This window comes from Candidatus Moranella endobia PCIT, assembly GCF_000219175.1.
Taxonomy (GTDB): Bacteria; Pseudomonadota; Gammaproteobacteria; order Enterobacterales; family Enterobacteriaceae; genus Moranella; species Moranella endobia.
The window spans coordinates 238,144-264,708 of sequence record NC_015735.1; the positions used below are offsets into that span (position 1 = coordinate 238,144).

Consider the following 26,565-nt stretch of genomic DNA (forward strand, 5'->3'; position numbering starts at 1 on the left):
ACCTAACATTTAAGTTCAGGCATACCGTTGAAAGGCGCACGTATCCCAAGGTATTCTTCAATGCGAAGAAGCTGGTTGTATTTTGCCAAGCGATCAGAACGACTCATCGAGCCGGTTTTGATTTGGCCAGCAGCTGTTCCTACTGCAAGATCGGCGATAGTAGCATCTTCGGTTTCACCAGAACGGTGAGAGATAATGGTTTTATAACCAGCATTTTTTGCCATCCTGATCGCCGCTAATGTCTCTGTCAGTGAACCAACCTGGTTGAATTTAATCAGGATGGCGTTAGCGATACCTTTGTCTATACCTTGTTTTAGCAGGCTAGTATTAGTTACAAATAGATCGTCACCTACTAGCTGAATTTTTTCTCCTAGCACTTTGGTTTGGTAAGCAAAACCATCCCAGTCGGACTCATTAAGACCATCTTCAATAGAAAAGATTGAATACTGTTTAGTCAGATCTTCTAGATAATGGGTGAATTCCTGCGAGGTAAAAGTTTTGCCTTCGCCAGGCAGGTTATAGTTGCCGTTTGAATGGTCAAATAATTCGGAGGCCGCGCAGTCAATTGCCAGGACGATATCTTTACCAAGCAAGTAACCAGCTTTCTCTACCGCTTCCTGGATAGCGGCCAATGCTGAGGCGTTGGATATAACGTTTGGCGCATAGCCGCCCTCGTCGCCTACTGCGGTACTCATCCCTTTACTTTTTAAGACTTTGGCAAGAGAGTGGAATACTTCTGAACCTATGCGCACTGCCTCTTTAAAAGTTTTTGCAACAACAGGCAGGATCATGAATTCCTGTATGTCAACGTTGTTATCAGCATGTGCACCACCATTAAGAATGTTAATCATCGGTAGCGGCATGGAAAATTTCCCTGGAGTACCATTCAGCTCCGCAATATGTTCATATAGCGGCATTCTTTTGGATAATGCAGCGGCTTTTGCAGCTGCAAAAGACACAGCGGCAATCGCGTTGGCACCAAACTTAGATTTGTTTGCGGTGCCGTCAAGTTCAATTATGGTTTTATCCAATGTAGCCTGAACTTTTGCGTCTTTACCGGCCAATGCCTGAGCAATAGGACCGTTTACTGCAGCAACCGCTCTAGTAACACCTTTGCCTAAAAAACGTAATTTATCTCCATCACGTAATTCTAGCGCTTCAAGCGAGCCAATAGAAGCACCTGATGGTGTTGCAGCTAATCCAACAAAACCACCATCAAGATGCACTTCTGCTTCTACGGTTGGATGTCCACGGGAGTCAATAATTTCACGGCCAATTACTTTGACAATTTTTGACATTAGTATTTCCTCAGTACAAGTGAAAATATAATTTCTAACAGACGAAACGTAAGCGGTTGGGTTTATTCATAGCTTGTTGTTGGTTAAGCATTTGCCAGCGAGACCGGAAAACACCACTTAATCCAATATCCAATGGCACAATAAAAACAGCCGTAAAAATTGTTTTTCTGGAATATGCGTGAGGTATTAATATTATTAAATAATCCCAGCTACCCTACAGTACAAATGTAATTTTGTTGTATCTTAGCTGTATTTTAACTTAAATATCATGGAGATAAATTTATTATTACCTAACCCGTTTATTATCCTGCTAAACATGATGCTCCTATATTTATTATAATAGCTAATCACAACTTTCTTAGAGTTAATTTATTATTGTTGCATCATCAGCAAATGATACGTAGTCACGAGCAAGTTCAGTGTAAGTATTTTAGTAACCAAACGCTGTAATATCTATGATTATAATCTTAGTATTACCTACATCAGGTTTTAGCAGTATAGTTGACATTTACTTATAATTTATCAAAACTTATTAAAAATAAAATAATGATGATTATGCCCATGTTGTTATAATGAAATTTTGATTGTTTCTATGCCGTTATAATCATCAAATTCCACATATTTTTTACTGATTAGGTTAAAATAAAACATCAACTATGTACCAAATACAGAAAAAAAATACGTTAATTTTGGTTGATGGTTCTTTTTACCTTTACCGTGCCTATCATGCCTTACCGTCGTTGAATAATATCGCGGGGGAACCAACAGGGGCAATGTACGGCGTATTGAATATGCTTAAAAGCTTGCTTATACAATACCAACCAAGTCATGTAGCGGTAGTATTTGATACCAAGGATAAAACCTTTCGTGATCAATTATTCGAGCATTACAAATTACACCGACCAATAATGCCGGAAAATCTGCGCAAGCAGATCACACCACTGTATGATATGGTTAAAGCAATGGGATTGCCTATACTGTCTATCAGTGGCATTGAGGCTGATGATGTTATAGGTACATTGGCTATAACAGCGGCGCGCGACGGTTGTGATGTCCGGATAATCACTGGTGATAAAGATATAGCACAGCTGGTATCGTCTAAAATTACCATGACTAATACCTTGGCAAATACCATTATAGGTCCAGAAGAAGTAAAAACTAAATTTGGTGTACCGCCAGCACTTATCATCGATTATCTGGCGCTAATGGGTGACAGAGCTGATAATATTCCTGGTGTGATGGGAATAGGTAAGAAAACAGCGCAGATACTTTTACATGAAATAGGTGGGCTGGAAACCATATATCAACAGCTTGATAGCATTAGTATCTTGTGCTGTCGCGGCGCCAAAAACATTGCCACCAAACTCGAGCAACAACGTGATTTAGCGTTCCTTTCCTACCAGTTAGCCACTATTAAAACCGATGTGGTACTGGATTTATCCTATTATCAACTAACGGTAGAAGAACCACAATACAAACTGTTAAGACTATTATTCCAACGTTATGAATTTAAACGCTGGCTTAGCGACTTGAACACTGGTAAATGGCTACAAAAAACTGATAAAAATGCCGTTACTACGCCGTCACCCTGGGCTGCTACTCGACCAGTAGCTGCTGAAGATCCAAGTGAAGTAATATCAACAGTAAGTTATTCTCAAATAACCGATATGGCGACGCTTGACAGTTGGATTAACATGATTCACAACAATGGTGTATTCGCTTTCAATACTGCAACTGACGGACTGGATACTATGACAGCCAACCTGGTGGGACTATTTTTTGCGGTGAAACCAGGTAAGGTAACCTATCTGCTGTTGGGGCAAGATTATCTGAATGAGCCGCACAAGCTTGACCAAACAGCGGTCTTAACAGCGCTGAAACCGATACTAGAAGACCCAACTATCAGCAAAATAGGCTTTAATCTCAAGTTTGATCAAGGAATTTTAAATCAATATCACATTCATTTGGCTGGTATTACATTCGATACCATGCTTGAATCTTACGTTCTGAACAGCGTCGCTGGTAAACACGATATTGCCAGCATTGCGAAACGTTTTTTACAGTACACTACCGTGAACTTCGACAAGATAGCTGTTGACCAATACAAGCTGATGTTTAATCACAGTGCGTTAGAACAGACCATAACTTACGCCGCCCACGCGGACATAATACTACGTTTGCATCAAACGTTATGGCCGCGCCTTGAGCAGGCAGCGGAACTAAAAAAGGTTTTTGAGCAAATTGACATTCCCCTAGTACCAGTACTATCGCGCATCGAGCGCAACGGTGTGCTAATTGATGAACAACTTCTTGCCAAATATTCGGTGGAGCTGACCAACCGCCTGGAAGAGCTGGAACTTGAAGCACATAAGCTAGTAAAAAAACCGTTCAATCTTACATCCACAAAACAGCTGCAGGCAATTTTATGCGATAAAAAGCAGAAATTGCAAACAATGAAACAATACCTGGCAGATACTTCTTTCAATAACAACAAAGAAGAACAAGGAAAAAAAGAAGCGCAAGCCAATATGATACTAGTGATGCTAGCTTATGCGTTGCAAAAGTTGATTGCGGAATATCGTATTATAGCCAAACTTAAATCAAACTATACCGATAAATTGCCAAAAATGATCAATAAGTTATCGAACCGTATTCACACTTCATATCATCAAGCAATAACTGCTACTGGCCGCCTATCTTCGAGCTATCCAAATTTACAGAATATCCCAGTGCGCAATAATGCTGGGCGACGTATCCGGCAAGCGTTTATTGCACCGCCAGATACGCTTATATTGGCAGCTGATTATTCACAGATTGAGCTACGCATTATTACGCACCTATCAAGTGATCCTGGTTTGTTAACTACGTTTGCCGCCGGTAAAGATATTCATCGTGCCACTGCAGCGGAAGTATTCGGTCTACCATTTGAGAACGTTACCCAAGATCAGCGACGTCGCGCAAAGGCTATTAACTTTGGCCTGATTTACGGCATGAGTGCTTTTGGCCTATCGCGTCAGCTATCAATACCGCGATTAGCAGCACAGAAATATATTAATCGTTATTTCCAGCGGCATCCTGGCGTTTTGGAATATATGGAACTTACCCGCAGACAGGCTACTAGCAAAGGCTATGTCGCGACTATGGAAGGTCGTCGGATTTATTTACCTAATATTAATTCTCGTAACAGCATACGCAAGAAAAGTGCGGAGCGCGCAGCTATAAATGCACCTATACAAGGCACCGCTGCCGATATAATTAAAAGGGCGATGATTGCGGTCGATAGTTGGCTGCAACAGGAAGCACCGCCTATTCGTATGATTATGCAAGTTCATGATGAACTAGTTTTTGAGGTGCATAAAAATGCGGTAGAAAACGCCAAAGCACGGATTCAGGCACTAATGGAAGGATGTTTTGCACTGGATGTGCCGCTGCAGGTAAAAGTTGGTGTCGGTGAAAATTGGGCTCAAGCACACTAAATGCATGTATCGTGACTAAGATTACAGCATATTCAAATTAATATAAATTTTTTTGCTGTCATTTGGTCATCCACCTGAAATTTTGCAAACACTATTACTTGCACAAAGATAAAAATATATTAGCTATGCTTAAAATTAGCGCTGAAATAATAAATAGCCCGTCATCTACTAATAGCTCGTCCGAGTTGGCGTCGTTTTTGCCCAGTAGATTTAGCGTTGCGCCGATGCTAAACTTAACAGATCGTCATTGCCGTTTTTTTTTGCGACAACTAAGTCGCCGCGCCTTGCTGTATACAGAAATGGTGACGACGGGTGCCTTGTTGCATGGAAAAGGAGATGATTTAATCTTTAATGAGGAGGAGCATCCTTTGGCACTCCAACTAGGAGGCAATGAACCGAAAGAGCTGGCACGCTGCGCGAAAATAGCACAACATATGGGCTATGACGAAGTTAACTTAAATGTTGGTTGCCCCTCCGCACGAGTGCAAAACGGACGTTTTGGTGCCTGTTTAATGGCCGAAACAGCACTAGTAGGGGATTGTATCGCCGCCATGCGCGAGGCAGTATCGTTACCTATCACAGTAAAAACCCGTATTGGTATAGATATGCAGGATAGCTATGAGTTCCTCTATGAGTTCATCGATACCTGCGCTACTAAAGGTGGCTGCCAGAAGTTTATTATCCACGCACGCAAAGCCTGGCTTAACGGTTTAAGCCCTAAAGATAACCGTAAAATTCCGCCGCTTGATTATGAAAGGGTGTATCGATTAAAGCATGATTTCCCGTTGCTACAGATAGTAGTAAACGGCGGAATAACTACTCTGCACGACGCTATAACCCATCTTCAGCAACTTGATGGGGTCATGATTGGCCGCGAAGCTTACTACAATCCTGGTCTGCTAATGCGGGTTGACAGCGAGTTATTTAGCGCATTTGATCCATTGCCAACTCAAGCGGCCGTGATTAACGCTATGTTACCTTATATAGAATACGAACTATTACATGGCACTACTCTGATTAAAATTACCCGTCACATGCTTGGGCTATTTCAGGGAATGCCTGGTGCCAAGCATTGGCGGCGCTATTTAAGCGAATATGCTAACCACCCTGGCGCGGATACTGATGTATTGATTAAAGCTCTATCCTACATACAGCGTTAAATTCAACCTGCTGCTTAATGTACTGAAAACTGAAAATAACAAATAAATATAAATCAAGCTGTTTTGATACCCGAGACGAGATTTGAACTCGTACAGCCCAAGGCTAAGGGATTTTAAATCCCCTGTGTCTACCAATTCCACCACCCGGGTATAGACTACTCTGGTATAGGGTATATAAAACATTGGAGGCGCGTCCCGGAGTTGAACCGAGGTGGACGGATTTGCAATCCGCTGCATGGCCACTCTGCCAACGCGCCGGTATCACTTTTTAAAAAAGTGTGTAATTATGTCTTGCCTGAGCAGCCATGGCAAGATTTTTTTTAGTTTAGTAAGTGGAATAGTTGCCTCACAACTAATCCATATGCTGACATTAAATATATATCTGATACCGAACACTATTCCGCTTATACCTTTTGCCATGGGATATTGGACTAAGTGGTGTTTTCCGGTCTCGCTGGCAAATGCTTAACCAGAAATAAGCTATGAATAAGCTCACCCTTCCTCAAACCTACAAAGTGAAATAGTGAATTAACATCCCAATAATTTTCCTAGATTGGAAAAAAAACATGTCAATCTAGGATATCAGAATAAGTAAAGTTTTGCGTAAACCGCGTGCTATCGGTGGAATCGTTAGTTGCACATCTCGCTTGTTCATCATATAATAAATATTTTGTTATTATGCGATTAATACGGTTTAATCGGTCAACTAATCGCTTTGTAGCAGATACCCACCATACGCTAATTTTCAAGTAAGAACGATAAACACAACAGGATACAAACCAGTGATTTTACAAATTCATAATACAACTGGTTAAGTCTGCTCGCATATGGCAGCAAATATTGATCGTGTGCGCCCAGTTGCTGAATGATAGCCATAAAATAAAGGTATACTAATACTTTATTCGTATTTGGAATTACATTCACTTTCAAACCGTGCGGATTAACATGCAATCTTTTGATCCCAAAACATTTCAGGGTCTTATTTTTACACTCCAAAATTATTGGTCTCTTCAAGGCTGCACCATCGTACAGCCAATCGATATGGAGGTTGGAGCGGGGACTTCACATCCTCTAACCTGTTTGCGAGCACTTGGCCCTGAACCAATTGCTGCCTCTTATGTGCAACCTTCTCGCCGTCCTACCGATGGCCGCTATGGGGAAAATCCCAACAGATTGCAACATTATTACCAGTATCAGGTAATCATCAAACCTTCACCGGAGAATATTCAGGAATTATATCTTGGCTCACTGCAAGAAGTTGGCCTAGATACCACCATTAACGATATACGTTTTGTAGAAGACAACTGGGATAACCCAACATTGGGAGCCTGGGGTCTTGGCTGGGAAGTATGGTTGAACGGTATGGAAATGACGCAGTTTACCTATTTTCAGCAAGTTGGCGGGCTAGACTGCCGGCCAGTAACGGGAGAAATTACCTATGGTCTTGAGCGTCTTGCTATGTATCTGCAAGAAGTCGACAGCGTGTATGACCTGGTATGGAGCAATGGCCCACTAGGCATTACTACCTATGGTGACTTCTTCCATCAAAATGAAGTAGAACAATCCACCTACAATTTTGAATACGCAGACGTTGGTTTTCTGTTCACATGTTTTGAACAATACGAAAAAGAAGCGCAAACCATGCTTGCATTAGAAAAACCACTGCCTCTTGCAGCCTATGAGCGCATACTTAAAGCGGCGCACAGTTTTAATTTGCTGGAAGCACGCCAGGCGATTTCTGTCACGGAGCGCCAATGTTATATTATGCGCATCCGTACTTTAACTAAAGCCGTTGCTGAAGCCTACTACAGTTCACGAGAAGTACTTGGTTTCCCCATGTGCAAAAAATAAATCAGGAGCAAGTAAAAAAAACGAGATGATTCAAAAAACTTTTTTAGTAGAAATCGGCACGGAAGAACTACCGCCGAAGGCTTTGCGTGTTTTGGCTGAAGCATTCGCTACTCAAATAAACATTGAATTTAATTCAGCCAGCGTTAACCACGGCGAAGTTAGTTGGTTTGCCGCGCCCAGGCGACTAGCTGTCAAGGTTTCCGGGATAGACTGCCACCAGGCGGCTAATCGATACGTTGAGAAACGCGGTCCTGCCATTTTCCAAGCGTTCGACGCCGCTGGTAATCCTACTAAAGCTGCCAAGAGTTGGGCAAATAGTTGCGGCATTACGCTCGATCAGGCGGAACAGCTAACAACCGAGAAAGGAGAATGGCTGGTTTACCGTGACCGGTTGATTCAGCCTTGGCCTAACTTTTTAACTATGGTGATCAGCGCGCTTAGTAAAATACCGATACCTAAAATTATGCGCTGGGGCGAAAATAATAACCAATTCATTCGCCCAGTACACACAGTGACAATGTTACTTGACGAAAGTGTGATTCACGGTAAAGTGCTTGGTGTTAACGCTGCCCGCATTCTTCATGGCAACCGTTTTATAGGAGAATGGGAAATTCATCTAGAGCATGCTGAACATTATCCGCAAGTTCTGCTGACGCGTGGCCGGGTAATAGCTGATTATTGGCAGCGTAAAGACATAATACGCCGGAATGTAGCAGTAGCAGCCAAAAGGTTAGGTGGTGTGGCTGATTTAAGTGATGACCTGCTAGAAGAGATCACTTCGCTGGTAGAATGGCCTGTAGTGCTTACTGCTAGCTTTGAAGAAAAATTTCTGGCTGTACCAACAGAGGCACTAGTTTATACCATGACAGTTGACCAAAAATACTTTCCAGTGTATGACTATGCTGGCAAACTAATGCCAAAGTTTATCTTAGTTGCAAATATAGAGTCGACAGATCCGCAAAAGATTATTAATGGCAATGAAAAAGTTTTGCGCTCACGTTTTACTGACGCGGAGTTTTTTTTCAATACCGACCGAAAAAAACGGTTGGAAGAGCGTCTTTCTAGCTTAGATACAGTGTTATTCCAAAAACAGCTTGGCACTATGCGAGATAAGAGCGATCGAATTGAATCCTTAGCAACTTGGGTAGCAGCCCGTATTGGCGCAAATGTGCAACAGGCAGCGCGCGCTGGTCGGTTGTCAAAATGCGACCTAATGACAAAAATGGTGCTGGAATTTACTGACATACAGGGTGTGATGGGCATGTATTACGCACGCTATGATCAAGAACCAGAAACAGTCGCACTGGCGCAAAAAGAACAATACCAACCGCGATCTTCTAAAGATGCGCTACCCACCACGCTAGTGTCATGCGCGGTAGCCATTGCCGACAAGATGGACACGCTAGTCGGTATTATCGGTATCGGCCAGCATCCTAAAGGGGATAAAGATCCATTCGCTATGCGCCGTGCCGCACTTGGTGTGTTGCGTATTATAGTAGGAAAACAGCTACCACTTGACTTAAAGATGTTAACGGAAGAAGCGGTACACCTATACCTTGACAAACTGAACAATAATCAGGTGGTAAATGACGTTATTGATTTCATGCTCGGCCGTTGCCAAGCTTGGTATCAAGATCAGGGACATAGAATTGACACTATTCAAGCGGTGCTAGCACGTCGCCCAACCAGACCCATGGATTTTGACGCAAGGGTACGCGCGGTTAGCTATTTTAGACAATTAGAGGAAGCAGCTGCACTAGCTACAGTTAACAAGCGAGTATCTAATATTTTGGCGAAAGCTGTTGATCATCCCATCAACACAGATATGCAAGTATCGTTACTTTATGCTCAAGCAGAGATTACGCTAGCAACCAAGTTGGGGATATTGCGTGAAAAACTACAGCCAATGTTCGAGGATGGTTTATATCAGGATGCGCTCGTAGCGATGGCGGCGCTGCATCAGCCTATAGTTGAATTTTTTGATAATGTGGTGGTTATGTCAGAGGATAAGCAGATCAGAATAAACCGCCTGACATTACTTGCACAGTTACGTGAACTATTCTTACAGGTTGCCGATATTTCGCTACTGCAATAGATCAAAGTAGAAGTGCTGTAATATTTATTTATTCTACATGCCATTATTACATGACATTGTTGGTTTTATCTCTTAATAATATTATTAGCTCACAGGAATACTATGCCAGTTACATATTCTGCGAACGGAAAAGTAAGTAACTATTGTTTTGATTTCGATAGCTTATTGTTTTGTTCAGTAGACGCCATAACCAATTCTATCTAGTTAACGCTACCCACTGCTAGTATTTTCTAGATGCTCAATAGCCAGCGCAGTAATGATGCCTAATGCGCAGGCCAACAGCGTGCCTAAAATCCAGGTAAAATACCACATTTTCTAGCTCCTTTACTCAATAAAGCGAATGCGTATTTTGTTCAATATGCTCTTTGGTAATGCGACCGAACATTTTGTAATAGCACCAAATGACATATAACAGCACAATAGGCAAGAATATGCTTACTACTACTGTCATAACTTTCAACGTTTCATAGCTAGATGTAGCGTCCCATAAGGTAAGGCTAGCCTTAGCCATCGTACTTGATGGCATTATGAATGGGAATAAAGTTATTCCTGTGGTCAATATGATGCAAGTAACGGTTAATGAGGAACAAATAAAAGCCCAGGCACTACATCCAATTCGGCTAAATAAGATAGTTAGCAGTGGCAGTAACACGCCCAGCATCGGCACAATCCATAAAGTATGATAATATTGGTAATTAGCCATCCAAGCTCCGGCTTGATGCACTACTTCTTTATTTAACGGGTTTGACTGTGCGACTCGATCGATCACAGAGGTCACGGTAAAACCTTCTATGCTGTTAACAACCCAAATACCAGCTATCAGGAACGTCAGTAAGGTAACCAAAGCGGTAATTTGGGTAATAACGCGCATCTTCAACTGCAAATCACCGCTAGTGCGCATTTGAAGATATGTACCACCCTGAGTCAGGAACATCATAAGACTGACAATACCCGCCAGTAGGCTAAATGGGTTAATTAACTGAAAAAAATTACCACTGTAATACAAACGCATATACTCATCTAAGTAAAATGGTACGCCCTGCAGTAGGTTACCAAAAGCTACCCCAATCACCAACGGGGGAATAAAACTACCAAGGAAGATGCCCCAATCCCAAAGATTACGCCAGCACTCATTATCAATTTTAGATCGGTAATCGAAACCAACCGGACGGAAAAGAAGCGATACTAGTAACAAAATCATGGCGATGTAAAAGCCAGAGAATGCTGCAGCATAAACCATGGGCCAAGCAGCAAACATTGCACCGCCAGCCGTGATCAGCCACACCTGGTTACTGTCCCAGTGCGGTGCAATAGTATTGATCATAATCCTCCGTTCAAGATCGTTGCCGCCAAACAGACGCATTAACATGCCAACGCCCATATCAAATCCGTCGGTGACTGCAAAGCCAATTAGCAACAAACCAATGAGTACCCACCAAACAAAACGCAATACTGCATAATTAAACATAGTCATTCGCTACTGTCTTACAGTGAAATAGAGGATACTGACGATTGTTCAAAATGGTAGTTACCGGTTTTTAAACTGCTAGGCCCTAAACGCGCGAATTTGAACATCAGATACATTTCAACAGCCAAAAAAAATGTGTACAGCCCGCAAATCAACACCATCGAGAACAGTATATCGCCTGTTGTTAGAGTGGAGTTGGCAATTGCAGTGGGTAGAATTTCACCGATAGCCCAAGGCTGGCGACCGTACTCGGCGATAAACCAACCAGATTCGATAGCAATCCATGGCAACGGCATTCCATAGATCATAGCACGGTGTAGCCAACGGTACTGACCAATACAATTAAACAATATAGTCCAGCAACAGACGCCTAGCATTAGCAGCATCAGTAAGCCACAACCAACCATGATCCGAAAGGCAATATACAACGGCACTACGCGGGGGATGGAATCAATGGTTGCTTGTAGAATATGCTGTTCGCTAGCTTGGTTAATATTATCAGTATATTGTTTAAGCAGCAACCCATAGCCTAGATCCTGTTTAGCATGGTTAAATGCTTCGCGCACAGTAGTATCAGTGCTGCCTTCACGCAGCTGCTGTAGTAAATTGTAGGCATTAATCCCATTGCGGATACGCAACTCATGTTGTACCATCAGATCTTTCAGGCCTATGATCTTACGATTCGTAGATCGTGTGGCGATAATACCCAAAGCGTAAGGGATGCGCACTGCGAACTGGTTAGTCTGTTCTTTTTGGTTCGGTAAACAGAACAACGTAAATGATGCAGGTGCCGGTTCGGTGTTCCATTCCGCCTCAATAGCAGCTAACTTGGTTTTTTGCACATCGCCCATTTTATAACCGGATTCATCCCCCAACACTATGACTGACAACACTGCTGCCATACCAAAGGAGGCGGCGATGGCGAAAGATCGTTTAGCAAAAGCAAGATCGCGTCCTTTCAGCAAATAGTAAGAACTGATACCAAGGACGAACATTGCTCCGGTGCAATATCCAGCTGCTACAGTATGCACGAATTTAACCTGCGCTACTGGATTCAGAAACAAATCAGTGAAGTTGACCATTTCCATGCGCATGGTTTCATAGTTAAAATCCGCCGCGATGGGATTTTGCATCCAGCTATTGGCAACTAGTATCCACAGGGCAGAAAGATTAGAACCAAGCGCCACCAACCAGGTTACGATCATATGTTGCACTTTGCTAAGTCGGTCCCAACCGAACAGGAATAACCCGATAAAAGTTGATTCAAGGAAAAAAGCCATCAAACCTTCGATAGCAAGCGGGGCGCCGAAAATATCGCCAACATAGTAGGAAAAATATGACCAATTAGTACCGAACTGAAACTCCATAGTAAGACCAGTAGCTACACCGAGTGCGAAGTTGATCGCGAACAACTTGCCCCAAAACTTGGTCATATCTTTATATATATTTTTACCTGATAGTATATACACCATTTCCATAATAGCGAGCAAAAACGCCAGACCAAGCGTAAGCGGTACAAATAGAAAATGGTACATCGCCGTTAAAGCAAACTGTAATCGTGATAGTTCTACGACATCAAACATGATAATTCCTTGCTACTTTCAAGCAGGATCAACCTGTGCCGCTTCAAACAAGATCCAAGAGAATATAAAGAAAGGCACGATGAATAAATAAAACACAGGCTTTATTTATTATTAACTTTAAATAATAATAAGTTGTTAGTTTCTGGAAGCAATCATAACTGTTTGAGGTAATGTATTGGATATAATTATTATATCTGATATACACAAAACTTGTTCCATAACACATTCTAGCATGTTTAATAATGCCGTTTTGCAGCTAATCATTAATTAATTGGGGGGTAACCATTAATTAAACTTACACTCGTGGACTATATATAGTAATTATATTATAATACAATTTCAGTGCCGAAGTGGCGAAATTGGTAGACGCAGTTGATTCAAAATCAACCACCTGCTGGTATGCCGGTTCGAGTCCGGCCTTCGGCACCATATCTGCAGATCTACTTCGATCTTTTCAGAAATTACGCTCAACTATTGCTGAGTCGTTTACGTGGGTCACTTGTTGTTTAGTGCTACCTAACTAAGCGCGCCTACTATATATATTACGAATACATAAAAAAAGCTTAAACAACAAACATGAGATTTTTTGCATGTTAATGGTTTGTGGCACGGTTCATTCTACGTTTTGAATTTGTTCGCGCATTTGTTCAGTAAGTACTTTAAGTTCAATCGGCTGATGCAGTTACGCTGGTATTGACCGATTTTGCAGCTAGCGTGTTCGACTCGCGGTGCAATTCCTGCATTATAAAATCAAGTCTGCGACCTACCGCTTCTGGTTTGTTCAAAATATGGTAGGTTTCTTTAACATGGGTATCGATGCGATCCAGTTCCTCGGCGATGTCTATCCGTTGCGCTAAAATCACCAATTCCTGCTCTATACGGTTACTATCCAACTTAACTTGGGCTTCCTGAAGTTTGTTCAGCAGCTTTTCGCGTTGCCAGACTAGTACTGTCGGCATCTGTTGGCGCACCTTGGCTGATTCTGCACTGACACCAGCTAATCGTTTTTCTATTAGTTTCTTAAGAGCCTTGCCTTCAGTTTCACGGGCGCTGATAAGGTCTTTGCAAGTCGCGTCCAACTCCAATAGTAATTCGGCGCTGATCGTGTCTAACTCCTGCTCGGTCGTGGACATGACGCCCGGCCATCGTAAAATTTCTAGTGGTTCGATTGTACCTTCTTCTTGGCTTTGTATTTTAACCCACTTAGCGGCTGCAATCACTTGTTTTGCAAGTGTTTTATTGATGATTAAGGTACTTTGTACATTAGGATTAACGTAAAAGTACAGATTACATTCCACTTTGCCTCGAGTAAGACACAAGCGTATACGTTCACGAATAGCTTGCTCCAGAAAAATCAATTGTTCTGGCAGACGTATGTAGGTTTCCAAATAGCGATGATTAATGGAACGTAGTTCCCAGGCGGCATTGCCCCATATGCCTGTAATTTCACGCCGGGCAAAAGCAGTCATACTTCTAATCATAGGCTGACCAATTTATTTAACATTCCTGTGATTATCATCCCGCTACTCAAGACAAGATCAGATAAATCTTGTAGTCCGCGTATAATGCGGCATAGCTAACCAATCATTGACAAACAGGACCTATTCTTAGGCCCTCAGCAGAAATAACCTATCGCAAGTACGACCGGTAATAATTACTAGCAATTTTATTCAACATACCGAAAATCGGTATTAATAGCATGTGGTAAAATGCGCGTACTATGTACTGCGTCGGTGGATAAGGGTGTGCCGCCTTTAAAAAAGGCGGCAAGGGCTGGATTACTGCTTAATATGGTATGTTACCATGTGCAACCCATACTCGCAATACCCGAGAAGCAGCGAAAGGCAAGCAAGGTTGCCAAACTATGGAAATAAAGCATCTTATCGCACGCTCGCTACGTGCTTGCTGCTGTAGATTTACACAAAAATGGACGTATAGACAGCAATAATTGCTCAATTACCTGGACTTGCTTAGCGCTGGCTGATACCTTAACCAGCATAAAGAAAAAATCAGTTGAATATTAATCCGATGAGAGGATGCGGCGCAGCAATTTCGTTAGGTATAGTTGCTGGGGAAGCAGTGTGCGATTTGGAATATATAGACGATTGAGTAGCAGAAACTACTATTAATGTAGTAATGTTTGAAGATGGTCGCTTGATCGAAGTGCAAGTGACTGCCGAATGTAAGCCTGTTAGTACACAAGAATTTATTGTTTTGCTGACCGCTGTGGTATTTATAGTCGGATAAAAGCACAAAAAGCAGCGCAGGCCGCGATTATAATATAATTACTATATATAGTCCACGAGTGTAAGTTTAATTAATGGTTACCCCCCAATTAATTAATGATTAGCTGCAAAACGGCATTATTAACTATGTCAGATAATTATTTACATACCACTGTTTTGCTAAATGAAGCGGTACATGGTTTAAACCTACGACCTGATGGCATCTATTTTGACGGAACCTTTGGGCGTGGCGGGCATTCGCGGTTAATTTTATCAAAGCTTAATGCACAAGGACGACTATTTGCTATAGATTGTGATCCGGCGGCAATTGAAGCGGCACAGACCATCGATGATACACGTTTTACTATTGTCCATAAGCCTTTTTCCGCAATGCTGGATTACATAGCAGAAAGAGATCTTGTTGGTCAAATTGACGGTATTTTGCTAGATCTAGGCGTCTCTTCGCCGCAAATCGACGATCCAGCACGTGGTTTTTCATTTATGCGCGACGGACCACTGGATATGCGTATGGATAACACAAGCGGGCAGTCAGCCGCGCAGTGGCTAGCACAAGCGTCAGTGGACGAGATAAGCTGGGTTCTAAAGACCTTTGGCGAGGAGCGTTTCGCCAAACGCATAGCACAGGCAATCGTCGCAAGAAATCGCCAACGACCTCCTATAACACGGACTCTAGAACTAGCAGCCTTAATTACCAAGGCCATTCCGTTTCATGATAATCGTAAGCACCCTGCAACGCGCAGTTTCCAGGCGATTCGGATCTATATCAATTGCGAGCTAGAAGAGATCGAACGGGCTCTCAACTGCGCGTTGCAGGGGCTGGCCCCATACGGCAGATTAGCAGTTATAAGCTTCCATTCTATAGAGGATCGGTTGGTGAAACAGTTTATCTATCAGCACAGCTACATACCGCAGGTGCCGGTGGGTATACCACTAACAGAAGCGCAAATATCCGCGCAATACCAGCATTGGCGCCAATTGAAAATTTTAGGGAAAATACATCCTTCGGCGCAAGAAATTACAGATAACCCACGTGCGCGTAGTTCGGTGCTAAGATTAGCAGAGAAATTGTCTAAAACATGATCGATAGAAAACATTATCACTTAGTTGGAAGCATAGGTAAAGATATATTAAATAATGGCAAACTGCCCGCGCTATTACTGATTGCGGTTCTCGCCTCATCGAGCTTGGTAGTTATAACCACCTACCAAACCAGGCGGCTAACAGTTGAACGTGAGCAACTGCTTCTAGAACAGAATATATTAGATATCGAGTGGCGTAACCTGATCCTAGAAGATAATGTTATTAGCGATCAAAGTCGCTTTGAGTTTGTCGCCACTGAGCAGTGACCAAGACCATATTTAGATTAGTCGCAAGAAAAATATTGTGCTTCCACCTTAAGTGATCGTACTTTATCCGCTTTGATCGACCTTAGTCGCAGTCGCAAATACTGATTTATGACAAGTAGGCTGAAAAAAAATTGCTATTACTTACAGTTTAGTTATAAAAATAGCATTTGAAAGCAACCTATACTGCGATCTTTAGCGCTTGAATCTAATCATAAATTATTGGCAAAATAAGCACAATTAGTCCGCAAACTGATAATAAATAGCGATACATGAAAGCCGCAGCATGCATGACCACTCTGAAACGCCAGGCGGCTAATAATACCAGACTTGGCGGTTGGCGTTTTACTGTTCTGTATAGTTGCATCCTACTAGCGTTGATCGGTATGACAATCAGGTTAGCCTATCTACATATCATTAATCACGATCAACTGGTACGTGAAGGAGATATGCGCTCGCGGCGTGTGCAGCAAATTCCTACCATGCGTGGTATGATAAGCGACCGAGTCGGACGTCCTCTGGCAGTAAGCGTGCCAGTTCACGCTATCTGGGCAGATCCGCAACAGTTGACAAAATACTATAGCAGTATGAGCACAAACTTACGCTGGAAAGCGTTTTACGATGTGCTTTCTCTCTCTTATGATCAACTGTTATCGCGCATGCATACTAATTCTACAAGGCGCTTTGTCTATTTAGCGCGCCAAGTTAATCCTAATATTAGCGATTATATCCATAAACTTAACCTGCCAGGTATTTATCTTCGACAGGAGTCACGTCGCTATTATCCCGCTGGTCATTCAACAGCGCATCTTCTTGGCGTGACCAATATTGATAGTCAGGGTATTGAAGGTATTGAAAAAAGTTTCGACAAGTGGCTAACCGGCCAACCCAACGAGCGAATGGTGCGCAAAGATCGTTTTGGCAAGATCATAGAGAATATATCTTCGGTCGCCCGCCAGACCACGCATAATCTGTCGCTAAGTATTGACGAACAGCTGCAGGCATTGGTGTATCGTGAGCTTAATCAAGCCGTTGCATGCAATCGTGCCGAATCTGGCACATCAGTTTTGGTGGATGTCAATACTGGCGAAGTGCTAGCAATGGCCATCAGTCCTTCTTACAACCCCAACAATTTAGTTGGCACCAACATGGATATAATGCGTAATCGTGCTATTACCGATAGTTTTGAGCCAGGTTCAACAGTAAAGCCAATGGTGGTCATGACAGCACTGCAGCGTAGATTAGTGGGGGAAAACAGCCTACTTAATACATTACCTTACATGATTAGTAGTCACCAAATTAAGGATGTAGCGCGCTATGCTGAATTGTCCATGACAGGAATTTTGCAGAAATCTAGTAACGTTGGTGTATCTAGGCTTGCGTTAGCAATGCCATCTTCGTCGCTAGCAGAAACTTACTCTCGCTTTGGATTGGGTAAAGCGACCCAGTTGGGGCTGATTGGGGAACGCAATGGCGGCTTATGTTCCCATAACCAACGTTGTTCTGACATGGACAGAGCGACTTTTTCTTACGGTTACGGTCTAATGGCTACACCGTTACAATTAGCACGCGTATATACTATTATTGGCAGCATGGGTGTTTTACGCCCGCTGTCTATCACCAGGATAAATCCACCAGTGATAGGAGAGCGTGTGTTTCCGGCGTCGCTAGTACGTACGGTAGTACACATGATGGAAAGTGTGGCGCTACCAGGTGGATGTGGTAATAAAGCTACAATCAATGGTTATCGTATCGCTATTAAAACTGGTACCACTAAAAAATTGGGGCTAAATGGCCATTATATCAATAAATATGTGGCCTATACCGCTGGGGTAGCGCCAGTTAGTAATCCGCGGTTTGCACTAGTGGTCGTTATAAATGATCCGCAGGGCGGCAAATACTACGGAGGAGCAGTTTCCGCGCCAGTATTTAGCACAATTATGGGCAGCATTCTGCGGACAAAGCACATAGAACCAGATGCGCTGCGGAAACCTAGTAAAAAATTCGCCATAGTCGTAAAGACTAATACAAAAAAGAAGGTATTATAGGCATTTATGTATGAACTTGAATAATTCGTAATCAGCTTGATGCCCACCATGGTTAAGATGGTTAAGCTAGAGCTAGCTATAATACTACTCAGGCATTGCCGCTGTCAGGGCACAAGCATAATGAATGACATTCGATAATAAGAGGAACCATTCAAAAGCAGCTATCGGCGCTGACTGGTATTTTATTACGCATCCTTTAATCGACTCGTTTTGTACTTGTAACAAGACAAAACCACCCGCACCATCTGGATCATATCCACCCTAGTCAATACAATAATACCATCTGCATACCAAAATAAGTTCAGTACTTATTCTTATAAAGAAGATCACTGACCACAGTTGATCGTAGTGTATTGTTATTGGTCAATGACTAACTACTATCTATCATTCATTACCGCTTGCACGAAATAATCACTGGCTTTGTACAGGCTCTTAAATAAGCGACAGATAGTGCCTTAAGTCTTGAAGTATTTCACACATACAGTAAGTAGTAGTAGATCCTATTAAAATAGTTTAATGGATCTGATCGTGCTAAAGGTGGCTAGTTTTGCTAAAGATGCTACAGTAGTAGCAGGCCAGGCTAAGCCATACCACTCGCCAGTAAAATATGGCGCTTGTAGTTTATCTAACTAACCGTCCCCATTCTCCGGTAAAATAGCCAAGATCCAGTCTTAAGGCCAGGAGATAACCGCTGTGATTCTACCCTACTCCCTACTGTCAGGTTTTCAGATGATCTGTAGTCTAACTAACCTGGTGAGAAAGAAGTGGCTAGAGAGTTAACGTAGTACCGCAATCGACAAGTGGTGCGCGAGTTACAGGAGAAAGCACCATGTTAGTATGGCTGAACGAATATTTGGTTCAATTTTATTCATGGTGTAACGTTTTTTCTAACCTTACGTTCCGTACAAGCAGCAGCTTACTGACTTCGTTGTTCCTATCACTGTGGATCGGACAACACCTGATTATCAGGCTACAAAAACTACAAATTGGGCAGGTAGTGCGAAATGAAGGACCTAAATCTCATTTTCGCAAACGCGGTACGCCAACCATGGGCGGATTGATGATTCTAACGTCGATCACTCTTGCGGTGATAATCTGGGCATATCAGGCTAACCCCTATGTATGGTGCGTGCTATTTGTTCTGGTGAGTTACGGCATAGTGGGATTTATCGACGACTATCGTAAAGTGGTGCGCAAAGACACTAAGGGACTTAGTGCACGCTGGAAGTATTTCTGGCAGTCGGTTATAGCACTGGCGGTGGCGTTCACCATATTAGCGGCTGGAACAGAAACAACGGTTACCCAGCCAATGGTGCCATATTTAAAACAGGTTTTACCCCAGCTCAGGCTGAGGTATATGCTTTTAACTTACTTCGTTATTGTCGGCACTAGCAATGCCGTAAATTTAACCGACGGTCTGGACGGGCTTGCTATTATGCCTACTGTATTTGTTGCCGCAGGTTTAGCTATAGCAGCGTTAGCAACCGGTAACATAAATGTAGCTGGCTACCTGAACATTGCTTACGTTAGCTTAGCCGGAGAGTTGGTTGTAGTCTGTGCGGCTATTATCGGTGCCAGTCTAGGTTTTTTGTGGTTCAACGCATATCCCGCACAAGTATTTATGGGCGACGTCGGATCGCTGGCACTAGGTGGAGCACTAGGCACCATTGCTGTATTGCTACATAAGGAATTTTTGTTGTTGATTATGGGTGGTGTGTTTGTTTTAGAAGCATTATCGGTCATTTTACAGGTAGTATCGATTAAATTACTCGGTCAGCGCATGTTACTTATGGCTCCTATTCATCACCATTATGAATTGAAAGGATGGCCAGAGCCGCGCGTTATCGTGCGCTTATGGATTATGTCGCTGATATTAGTCCTTCTTGGATTGGCAACGCTAAAAGTATGGTAATCATGCTGTACTATAATTTAAGTGAGTTAGTGTATGAACATTGCGGCGACAACTGGCTAAAAAACGCCCAAGCAAACAACATTGTTAGAACGGAAGCGGTATTGTATGACAATAACGGTATTAAGTATCAGCTAATATCAATATCACTACGCATGAGATCTTAGCTGCTCTTAGTTGCTACAAAGCAACCACACCACATGGTGGTATTTATGGTTTGTATTAGATTGATGCGCATACTGCAATATGTCTAGAAGCATCAAAGCTCACTGATAAACTAGAGCAGTGTACATATGCACCATTTTCGCAATGTTAAAGTGCTAGTTTAGATTTTTATTACATTGCTTATGCAGTATCGGCTTAATAAGCGCATTATCGGGCTGGTATTAATTATCTATCTGGAGCAGTGGAGTGGGTATTAAGAATGCACAAAACGGAGGCACAGACCTATTTACTATATGATCGTACGCTGCTATTGCTAACTATGGGACTAGTTGGTATAGGTTTGGTAATGGTTATCTCTACATCTATGCCCATTGGTGTGCGACTATCGGAAGATCCGTTTTATTTCGCTAGGCGCTATGCGTTTTACCTTGGTCTGGCTGTTGTACTGTCACTGGTCACTCTTGGAATACCGATGGCTAGTTGGCAGCGCGGCAGCTCATTAATCTTACTTATTACCTTGATTATGCTGCTGTTAGTGCTCATTGCCGGCCAGTCAGTCAACGGCGCCGTTCGCTGGCTAGCACTCGGGCCGTGGCGTATCCAACCAGCAGAATTGTCCAAGCTAGCTTTATTTTGTTATTTAGCCAGTTATCTCGTACGCAAAGCAGAGGAAGTACGCACTAATTTCTGGGGTTTTTGCAAACCAATAGGAGTGATGGTGCTGCTGGCTATATTACTGCTAGCGCAGCCAGATCTTGGAACAGTATTGGTGCTATTTATCACTACCCTGGCGATGCTATTCCTAGCTGAAGCTAAAATATGGCAATTTTTACCGATTATTGGTACCGGTATTTTAGCAGTTATGTTACTTATTATAGCAAAACCGTACCGTAGACGACGCGTAACATCATTCTTAAACCCATGGGATGATCCTTTTGGCAGAGGTTACCAACTTACTAACTCACTAATAGCGTTTGGTCGTGGCGAGTTGTGGGGGCAAGGTCTTGGCAATTCGATACAAAAATTTGAATATCTAACTGAAGCCCATACCGACTTTATTTGCTCCATTTTAGGTGAAGAGTTAGGTTATTTCGGCGTGTTATTGGCGCTGCTGATGGTATTTTTAGTGGCGTTTCGTGCTATGTCCATCGGCCGTAAAGCACTAGCAATCAACCAAATATTTTCGGGTTTTCTAGCATGTTCTATCGGAATTTGGTTTAGTTTCCAGACTATGGTCAATGTAGGCGCCGCCGCTGGAATGCTTCCCACTAAAGGTTTGACACTGCCATTTATCAGTTACGGTGGCTCTAGCATGCTCATTATGTTAACGGCAATTGTACTTCTGATTAGAATAGATTTTGAAACACGCCTGGCAAAATTACAAGCGTTTGTAAGGTGACTACGATGAAGAAAAATAACATGCGGTTAATAGTGATGGCCGGGGGCACTGGCGGGCATGTGTTCCCAGGACTTTCGGTCGCTAATCACCTGATGGCACAGGGTTGGCAGGTTAGATGGCTCGGTACGGCCGATCGCATCGAAGCCAGTTTGGTACCGAAGTACGGCATTGACATCGACTTCATCCGCATTGGCGGCCTACGTGGTAAGAGTATAACAGCACAAATTATGGCACCGGCACACATCTTGCGTGCCTGGCTTCAAGCGCGGCGAATTATGTACGCCTGGAGGCCAAATGTGGTGTTAGGAATGGGTGGCTATGTTTCCGGACCAGGCGGTTTGGCTGCCTGGAGCTATGGCATCCCGGTGGTACTGCATGAACAGAATGGCATTGCCGGTTTAACTAACCGCGCCCTAGCAAAGATAGCGAGAAAAGTACTACAAGCTGTTCCCGGCGCATTCCCTCATGCTGATGTAGTGGGCAACCCGGTGCGACATACAGTAATAGCGCTACCGGAGCCAGAATTACGCTTTCGCGAACGCACTGGTCCTATTAGGGTCTTGGTGATAGGAGGTAGTCAAGGCGCTCAGTTACTGAATAAAACTATGCCAGCTGTCGCTGCCCGCTTAGCTGGTACCTTAACCATTTGGCATCAAGTTGGCAAAGGAGCGCTAACTGAAGTAAATCGGGTCTACGCTGCTACCGGACAGCAACATAAAGTGGTGGAATTTATTGAAGACATAGCAACAGCCTATGCCTGGGCGGATATTGTGGTTTGTCGAGCTGGTGCACTGACGGTGAGCGAAATTGCTGTTGCCGGTTTACCAGCGTTATTGATCCCTTTTACTCATAAAGATCGTCAGCAGTATTGGAATGCTAGGCTGTTGGATAAGGCCGGCGCGGCGACAATTATCGAGCAGCCAGCTTTTACAGCCGAGCTAGTTAGCAACGTTCTAGCAGGCTTGGATCGTACTATGTTGCTGACCATGGCGCAGCGCGCCAGGACTGCGGCTATTATTGACGCAACGGAGCGGGTTGCGCGCGAAGTGGTAGCTGCTGCGCACCACTAAACCTAAACATGACCATCGTAATTTATGAATGAAGTGATCAAACAACGTACTGTTAATATAACACCACTAGCTAAATTGCGAACTGTTGTTCTAAACATTAGAATTGGTGGTGCTGGTATGCGAGGGATCGCAGAATTACTAGTAAACTAGTGATATCAAATTATTTGAGCAAATCCAGCACCGAACGCGATGACACAGCTATTGACTAATCTTGTCGTACAAATTTATTTTAACCATCGTCCGTAGAATCTCCACAATGCGAGTGTGGTGGTGTATAGCACACTATTACCTCGATAACCCAGATTTTGGCTGCTATTATTTGATCAACGTCAATGGTAAAACCGGCGAAGTAATATTGGTAGCAGTTTTCGGCCACCATCCCACCAAAGTGAAAGCAAAAAATTAAAGCAGCACGCGCCAACTGGCAGGACAGTCTGATACTTCGCTAACGTTCTGTCATGTGGGTGGTGTGAATCTGTTGATCATGCTGGAAGTTTCTTCTGTCGGCGAAGCAGCGATTCCTGGTGCCGACAGTTACTTGCGCTGTGCATAAGCATAACTATACGTTGACGTGGTAAGGGGAATACTATGCAAGTGCAGCAATAAGCATATAGGTCTTAACAGACAAGGATTTAGTGTGAAGCAGGGGCGCTTGCACCGAAAATTACTCGTAAACTAGCGGATAGTCGGTTGCTGCAGTACGCTGGAACGATGAGGTAAGTTATACATCTGTTGTTTGACGGAAGTGGCCATTTGTTCAACGTTCCAGCGTCACATAGCTTTGCACGTTCTAGAAGTTTATCCAGTTTGTCGTCTCCAGCAGACTAAGAACGATAAAACTATATCAGCTGCGTGCGCTATTAATCTGGCTTAGCCAGTGGTTGGGTGACGGTTGATATCGAGCCGACAAATTCATTAGCAACAGAAGTTGGTATAGGCATAACAATAAATGATCAAGATGATGGATAAAAAATTAGTAGTAGGATTGGAGATTGGCACAGTTAAAGTAGCCGTGCTAGTAGGTGAAGTACTTGCTGATGGTCTGATGAATATTATCGGTGTCGGTAGTTGCCCATCTCGCGGCATGGACAAAGGTGGCGTTAAAGATTTGGAAGCAGTGGGAAAATGCGTGCAACAAGCTATCGATCAAGCAGAACTGATGGCAAACTGCCATATTTCATCAGTGTATCTTGCTCTATCTGGCAAACAGATTAGCTGCCAAAATGAAATAGGTATAGTACCTATTTCCGCAGCAGAAGTAACGCAAGAAGATGTAGAAAATGTGGTGCATACTGCTAAATCCGTACGAGTACGCGACGAGCACCGTATATTGCATGTAATTCCACAGGATTACGAGATTGATTACCAAGAAGGAATAAAAAACCCCGTTGGTTTGTCAGGAGTACGAATGCAAGCCAAAGTTCACCTGATTACCTGTCATCAGGATATGGCCAATAACATTATTAAAGCAGTGGAAAGTTGTGGGCTAACAGTTGACCAATTAATCTTTGCCGGTTTAGCATCAAGCTATGCGGTATTGACAGAAGATGAACGTGAATTGGGTGTATGCTTCGTGGATATAGGCGGTGGCACTATGGACATAACTGTATATACAGCCGGCGCGCTCCGCCACACGCGCGTAATTCCCTACGCCGGTAACTTGGTTACTAACGACATTGCTTATGCCTTTGGCACGTTGCCAATCGACGCTGAAGCAATTAAGGTTAATTACGGCTGCGCGTTGGGATCAGTTATCAATAATAACGAAAGCGTTGAAGTACCGAGTATCGGCGGACGACCGCCACGTAGCCTCCAGCGCCATACTCTGGCTGAGGTAATTGAGCCGCGTTATACCGAGCTGTTGAATCTAGTGAATGAGGAAATTTTGCAACTGCAGAGGCAGTTGCGTGCACAGGGAGTCAAGCACCATCTAGCAGCTGGCATTGTGCTTACCGGAGGTGCGGCGCAAATCGACGGCCTGGTAGACTGCGCACAGCAAGTATTCAATCATCAGGTGCGTATTGGCCAGCCGCTAAATATTAGCGGTATACCGAATTATGCGCAGGAGCCCTATTATTCGACTGCCATTGGGTTAATGCATTACGGTCAAGATTCATTAAATGGTAAATTGGAGATAGGAAAAAGAACGTCGGTTAGCAAATGGTTTAAACGTTTCAGTGAATGGCTACGCAAAGAATTTTAATGATGGTCAAATAATACAATACTAAAACAAGCTGATCTGAAACGCTTACGAAGCGCCCGGTCCAACATGGAGAAAATTATGTTTGAACATTTGGAATTAACTAACGATGCTGTTATTAAAGTAATTGGCATCGGAGGTGGCGGCAGCAACGCTGTCGAGCATATGGTACGCCAGCATATCGAAGGTGTTTGCTTCTTCGCAGTAAATACCGATGCACAAGCATTGCGTCAGACAACTGTTAGCCAGACCATTCAGATTGGCAGTGGTATTACTAAAGGATTAGGGGCAGGCGCGAATCCCGAAGTTGGCCGCCACTCAGCAGAAGAAGACCGTGAAAAACTTAGTGATGCCATTGAAGGCGCTGACATGGTGTTTATCGCCGCTGGTATGGGTGGGGGGACCGGTACGGGAGCAGCGCCGGTGGTTGCTGAAGTTGCAAAGGATCTGGGTATTCTTACTGTGGCAGTAATAACTAAGCCGTTTCACTTTGAAGGTAAAAAACGTATGGTGTTAGCAGAGCAAGGAATTGATGCCCTCTCTAAGCATGTTGACTCGCTTATCACTATTCCTAATGATAAGCTGCTGAAAGTCCTGGGTCGCGGTATTTCGCTGCTGGACGCATTCGGCGCTGCCAATGACGTACTAAAAGGAGCAGTACAGGGTATTGCTGGGCTTATCACTCGTCCTGGCTTGATGAACGTCGACTTTGCTGACGTTCGTACCGTCATGTCGGAAATGGGCTACGCCATAATGGGTTCAGGCGGGGCTTGCGGAGAAGATCGCGCCGAAGAAGCTGCTGACATGGCAATTTCTAGCCCACTGCTGGAAGATATTGATCTATCAGGCGCTAGAGGAGTCTTGGTGAATATTACTGCCGGCTTCGATCTACGGCTGGAAGAATTTGAGACCGTTGGTAACACTATTCGCGCTTTCGCTTCTGATAACGCCACAGTGGTAATAGGTACATCGCTAGATACGGATATGAACAACGAACTTCGCGTTACCGTCGTCGTGACCGGAATCGGCATGGATAACAACTCGGACATGACGTTATTAACCAAATTAACCAATAAGCAAAGTAGAAATTCTATCTTAGATAAAAACTACTACGTTCATCCGATAGGTACGTCTTCTATCGCTCAAAAAAAACAAACATTATCTAATGCGGTCAATGAACAACACTCCCATGGGACGAAAGAACCTGACTATTTGGATATTCCCGCTTTTCTTCGTAAACCGGCAGATTAGCTC

17 protein-coding genes, 3 tRNA genes and 2 pseudogenes are annotated in these 26,565 nt (G+C 43.4%); 15 read left to right on the forward strand and 7 right to left on the reverse strand.

Going from position 1 to position 26,565, the window contains the following annotated elements; all coding sequences use genetic code 11:
- Positions 1 to 2: 2 nt before the first annotated feature.
- Entirely contained in the window at positions 3 to 1,298 is a 1,296-nt protein-coding gene (gene eno, locus MEPCIT_RS01030; RefSeq protein ID WP_013975603.1) for a phosphopyruvate hydratase, read from the reverse strand.
- Positions 1,299 to 1,954: 656 nt separating this feature from the next.
- Here eno and polA point away from each other — a divergent pair.
- Both polA and dusA read left to right on the forward strand, forming a co-directional pair.
- Positions 1,955 to 4,774 carry a DNA polymerase I gene (gene polA, locus MEPCIT_RS01035; protein ID WP_013975604.1) on the forward strand — a complete coding sequence of 940 codons (2,820 nt, stop codon included), beginning with the start codon at positions 1,955 to 1,957 and terminating at the stop codon, positions 4,772 to 4,774.
- Between the two features lie 125 nt (positions 4,775 to 4,899).
- Complete coding sequence (gene dusA, locus MEPCIT_RS01040) at positions 4,900 to 5,934, forward strand: tRNA dihydrouridine(20/20a) synthase DusA (RefSeq protein WP_013975605.1); 1,035 nt, start codon at positions 4,900 to 4,902, stop codon at positions 5,932 to 5,934.
- A gap of 67 nt (positions 5,935 to 6,001) precedes the next feature.
- On the opposite strand, the gene MEPCIT_RS01045 is transcribed toward dusA, so the two are convergent.
- Both MEPCIT_RS01045 and MEPCIT_RS01050 read right to left on the reverse strand, forming a co-directional pair.
- Positions 6,002 to 6,084, reverse strand: a tRNA-Leu gene (locus MEPCIT_RS01045).
- A 33-nt stretch (positions 6,085 to 6,117) separates the two neighbouring features.
- A tRNA-Cys gene (locus MEPCIT_RS01050) sits at positions 6,118 to 6,191 on the reverse strand.
- Between the two features lie 688 nt (positions 6,192 to 6,879).
- Between MEPCIT_RS01050 and glyQ the strand changes: the two genes are divergently transcribed.
- On the forward strand, positions 6,880 to 7,785 hold the full coding sequence (gene glyQ, locus MEPCIT_RS01055; RefSeq protein WP_013975606.1) for a glycine--tRNA ligase subunit alpha: 906 nt from the start codon (positions 6,880 to 6,882) through the stop codon (positions 7,783 to 7,785).
- Positions 7,786 to 7,810: 25 nt separating this feature from the next.
- Positions 7,811 to 9,880 carry a glycine--tRNA ligase subunit beta gene (gene glyS / locus MEPCIT_RS01060; RefSeq protein WP_013975607.1) on the forward strand — a complete coding sequence of 690 codons (2,070 nt, stop codon included), beginning with the start codon at positions 7,811 to 7,813 and terminating at the stop codon, positions 9,878 to 9,880.
- A gap of 210 nt (positions 9,881 to 10,090) precedes the next feature.
- On the opposite strand, the gene cydX is transcribed toward glyS, so the two are convergent.
- The 3 genes from cydX to cydA are packed head-to-tail and all read right to left on the reverse strand — an operon-like array spanning position 10,091 to position 12,931.
- Positions 10,091 to 10,192, reverse strand: a complete 102-nt coding sequence (gene cydX, locus MEPCIT_RS02400) for a cytochrome bd-I oxidase subunit CydX (protein WP_013975608.1) — start codon at positions 10,190 to 10,192, stop codon at positions 10,091 to 10,093.
- Between the two features lie 16 nt (positions 10,193 to 10,208).
- Entirely contained in the window at positions 10,209 to 11,348 is a 1,140-nt protein-coding gene (gene cydB, locus MEPCIT_RS01065) for a cytochrome d ubiquinol oxidase subunit II (RefSeq protein WP_015580458.1), read from the reverse strand.
- Positions 11,349 to 11,365: 17 nt separating this feature from the next.
- Positions 11,366 to 12,931, reverse strand: a complete 1,566-nt coding sequence (cydA, locus tag MEPCIT_RS01070) for a cytochrome ubiquinol oxidase subunit I (protein ID WP_013975610.1) — start codon at positions 12,929 to 12,931, stop codon at positions 11,366 to 11,368.
- Between the two features lie 344 nt (positions 12,932 to 13,275).
- Here cydA and MEPCIT_RS01075 point away from each other — a divergent pair.
- A tRNA-Leu gene (locus tag MEPCIT_RS01075) sits at positions 13,276 to 13,360 on the forward strand.
- A gap of 184 nt (positions 13,361 to 13,544) precedes the next feature.
- Here MEPCIT_RS01075 and MEPCIT_RS01080 read toward each other — a convergent pair.
- Positions 13,545 to 14,412, reverse strand: a pseudogene (locus MEPCIT_RS01080) (YicC/YloC family endoribonuclease).
- Between the two features lie 169 nt (positions 14,413 to 14,581).
- Between MEPCIT_RS01080 and rph the strand changes: the two are divergent.
- The 10 genes and pseudogenes from rph (at position 14,582) to ftsZ (ending at position 26,562) form a co-directional block, all read left to right on the forward strand.
- Positions 14,582 to 15,216, forward strand: a pseudogene (rph, locus tag MEPCIT_RS02495) (ribonuclease PH).
- Between the two features lie 87 nt (positions 15,217 to 15,303).
- Positions 15,304 to 16,257 carry a 16S rRNA (cytosine(1402)-N(4))-methyltransferase RsmH gene (gene rsmH / locus MEPCIT_RS01085; RefSeq protein ID WP_015580461.1) on the forward strand — a complete coding sequence of 318 codons (954 nt, stop codon included), beginning with the start codon at positions 15,304 to 15,306 and terminating at the stop codon, positions 16,255 to 16,257.
- Entirely contained in the window at positions 16,254 to 16,523 is a 270-nt protein-coding gene (gene ftsL, locus MEPCIT_RS01090) for a cell division protein FtsL (RefSeq protein WP_013975613.1), read from the forward strand. Before rsmH ends, ftsL begins: the two co-directional genes overlap by 4 nt.
- 269 nt (positions 16,524 to 16,792) lie before the next feature.
- Positions 16,793 to 18,568 carry a peptidoglycan glycosyltransferase FtsI gene (gene ftsI, locus MEPCIT_RS01095; RefSeq protein ID WP_015580462.1) on the forward strand — a complete coding sequence of 592 codons (1,776 nt, stop codon included), beginning with the start codon at positions 16,793 to 16,795 and terminating at the stop codon, positions 18,566 to 18,568.
- Between the two features lie 829 nt (positions 18,569 to 19,397).
- On the forward strand, positions 19,398 to 20,480 hold the full coding sequence (gene mraY / locus MEPCIT_RS01100) for a phospho-N-acetylmuramoyl-pentapeptide-transferase (protein ID WP_013975615.1): 1,083 nt from the start codon (positions 19,398 to 19,400) through the stop codon (positions 20,478 to 20,480).
- A 403-nt stretch (positions 20,481 to 20,883) separates the two neighbouring features.
- On the forward strand, positions 20,884 to 22,041 hold the full coding sequence (ftsW, locus tag MEPCIT_RS01105; protein WP_420887218.1) for a cell division protein FtsW: 1,158 nt from the start codon (positions 20,884 to 20,886) through the stop codon (positions 22,039 to 22,041).
- 5 nt (positions 22,042 to 22,046) lie between these two features.
- Positions 22,047 to 23,111 carry an undecaprenyldiphospho-muramoylpentapeptide beta-N-acetylglucosaminyltransferase gene (gene murG / locus MEPCIT_RS01110; protein ID WP_013975617.1) on the forward strand — a complete coding sequence of 355 codons (1,065 nt, stop codon included), beginning with the start codon at positions 22,047 to 22,049 and terminating at the stop codon, positions 23,109 to 23,111.
- 256 nt (positions 23,112 to 23,367) lie between these two features.
- Complete coding sequence (locus tag MEPCIT_RS02550; RefSeq protein ID WP_158305767.1) at positions 23,368 to 23,517, forward strand: hypothetical protein; 150 nt, start codon at positions 23,368 to 23,370, stop codon at positions 23,515 to 23,517.
- A 543-nt stretch (positions 23,518 to 24,060) separates the two neighbouring features.
- Entirely contained in the window at positions 24,061 to 25,314 is a 1,254-nt protein-coding gene (gene ftsA / locus MEPCIT_RS01115) for a cell division protein FtsA (protein WP_013975618.1), read from the forward strand.
- A gap of 78 nt (positions 25,315 to 25,392) precedes the next feature.
- Positions 25,393 to 26,562 (forward strand): cell division protein FtsZ, encoded by a 1,170-nt coding sequence (gene ftsZ, locus MEPCIT_RS01120; RefSeq protein WP_013975619.1) that lies wholly within the window; start codon positions 25,393 to 25,395, stop codon positions 26,560 to 26,562.
- Positions 26,563 to 26,565: the final 3 nt, after the last annotated feature.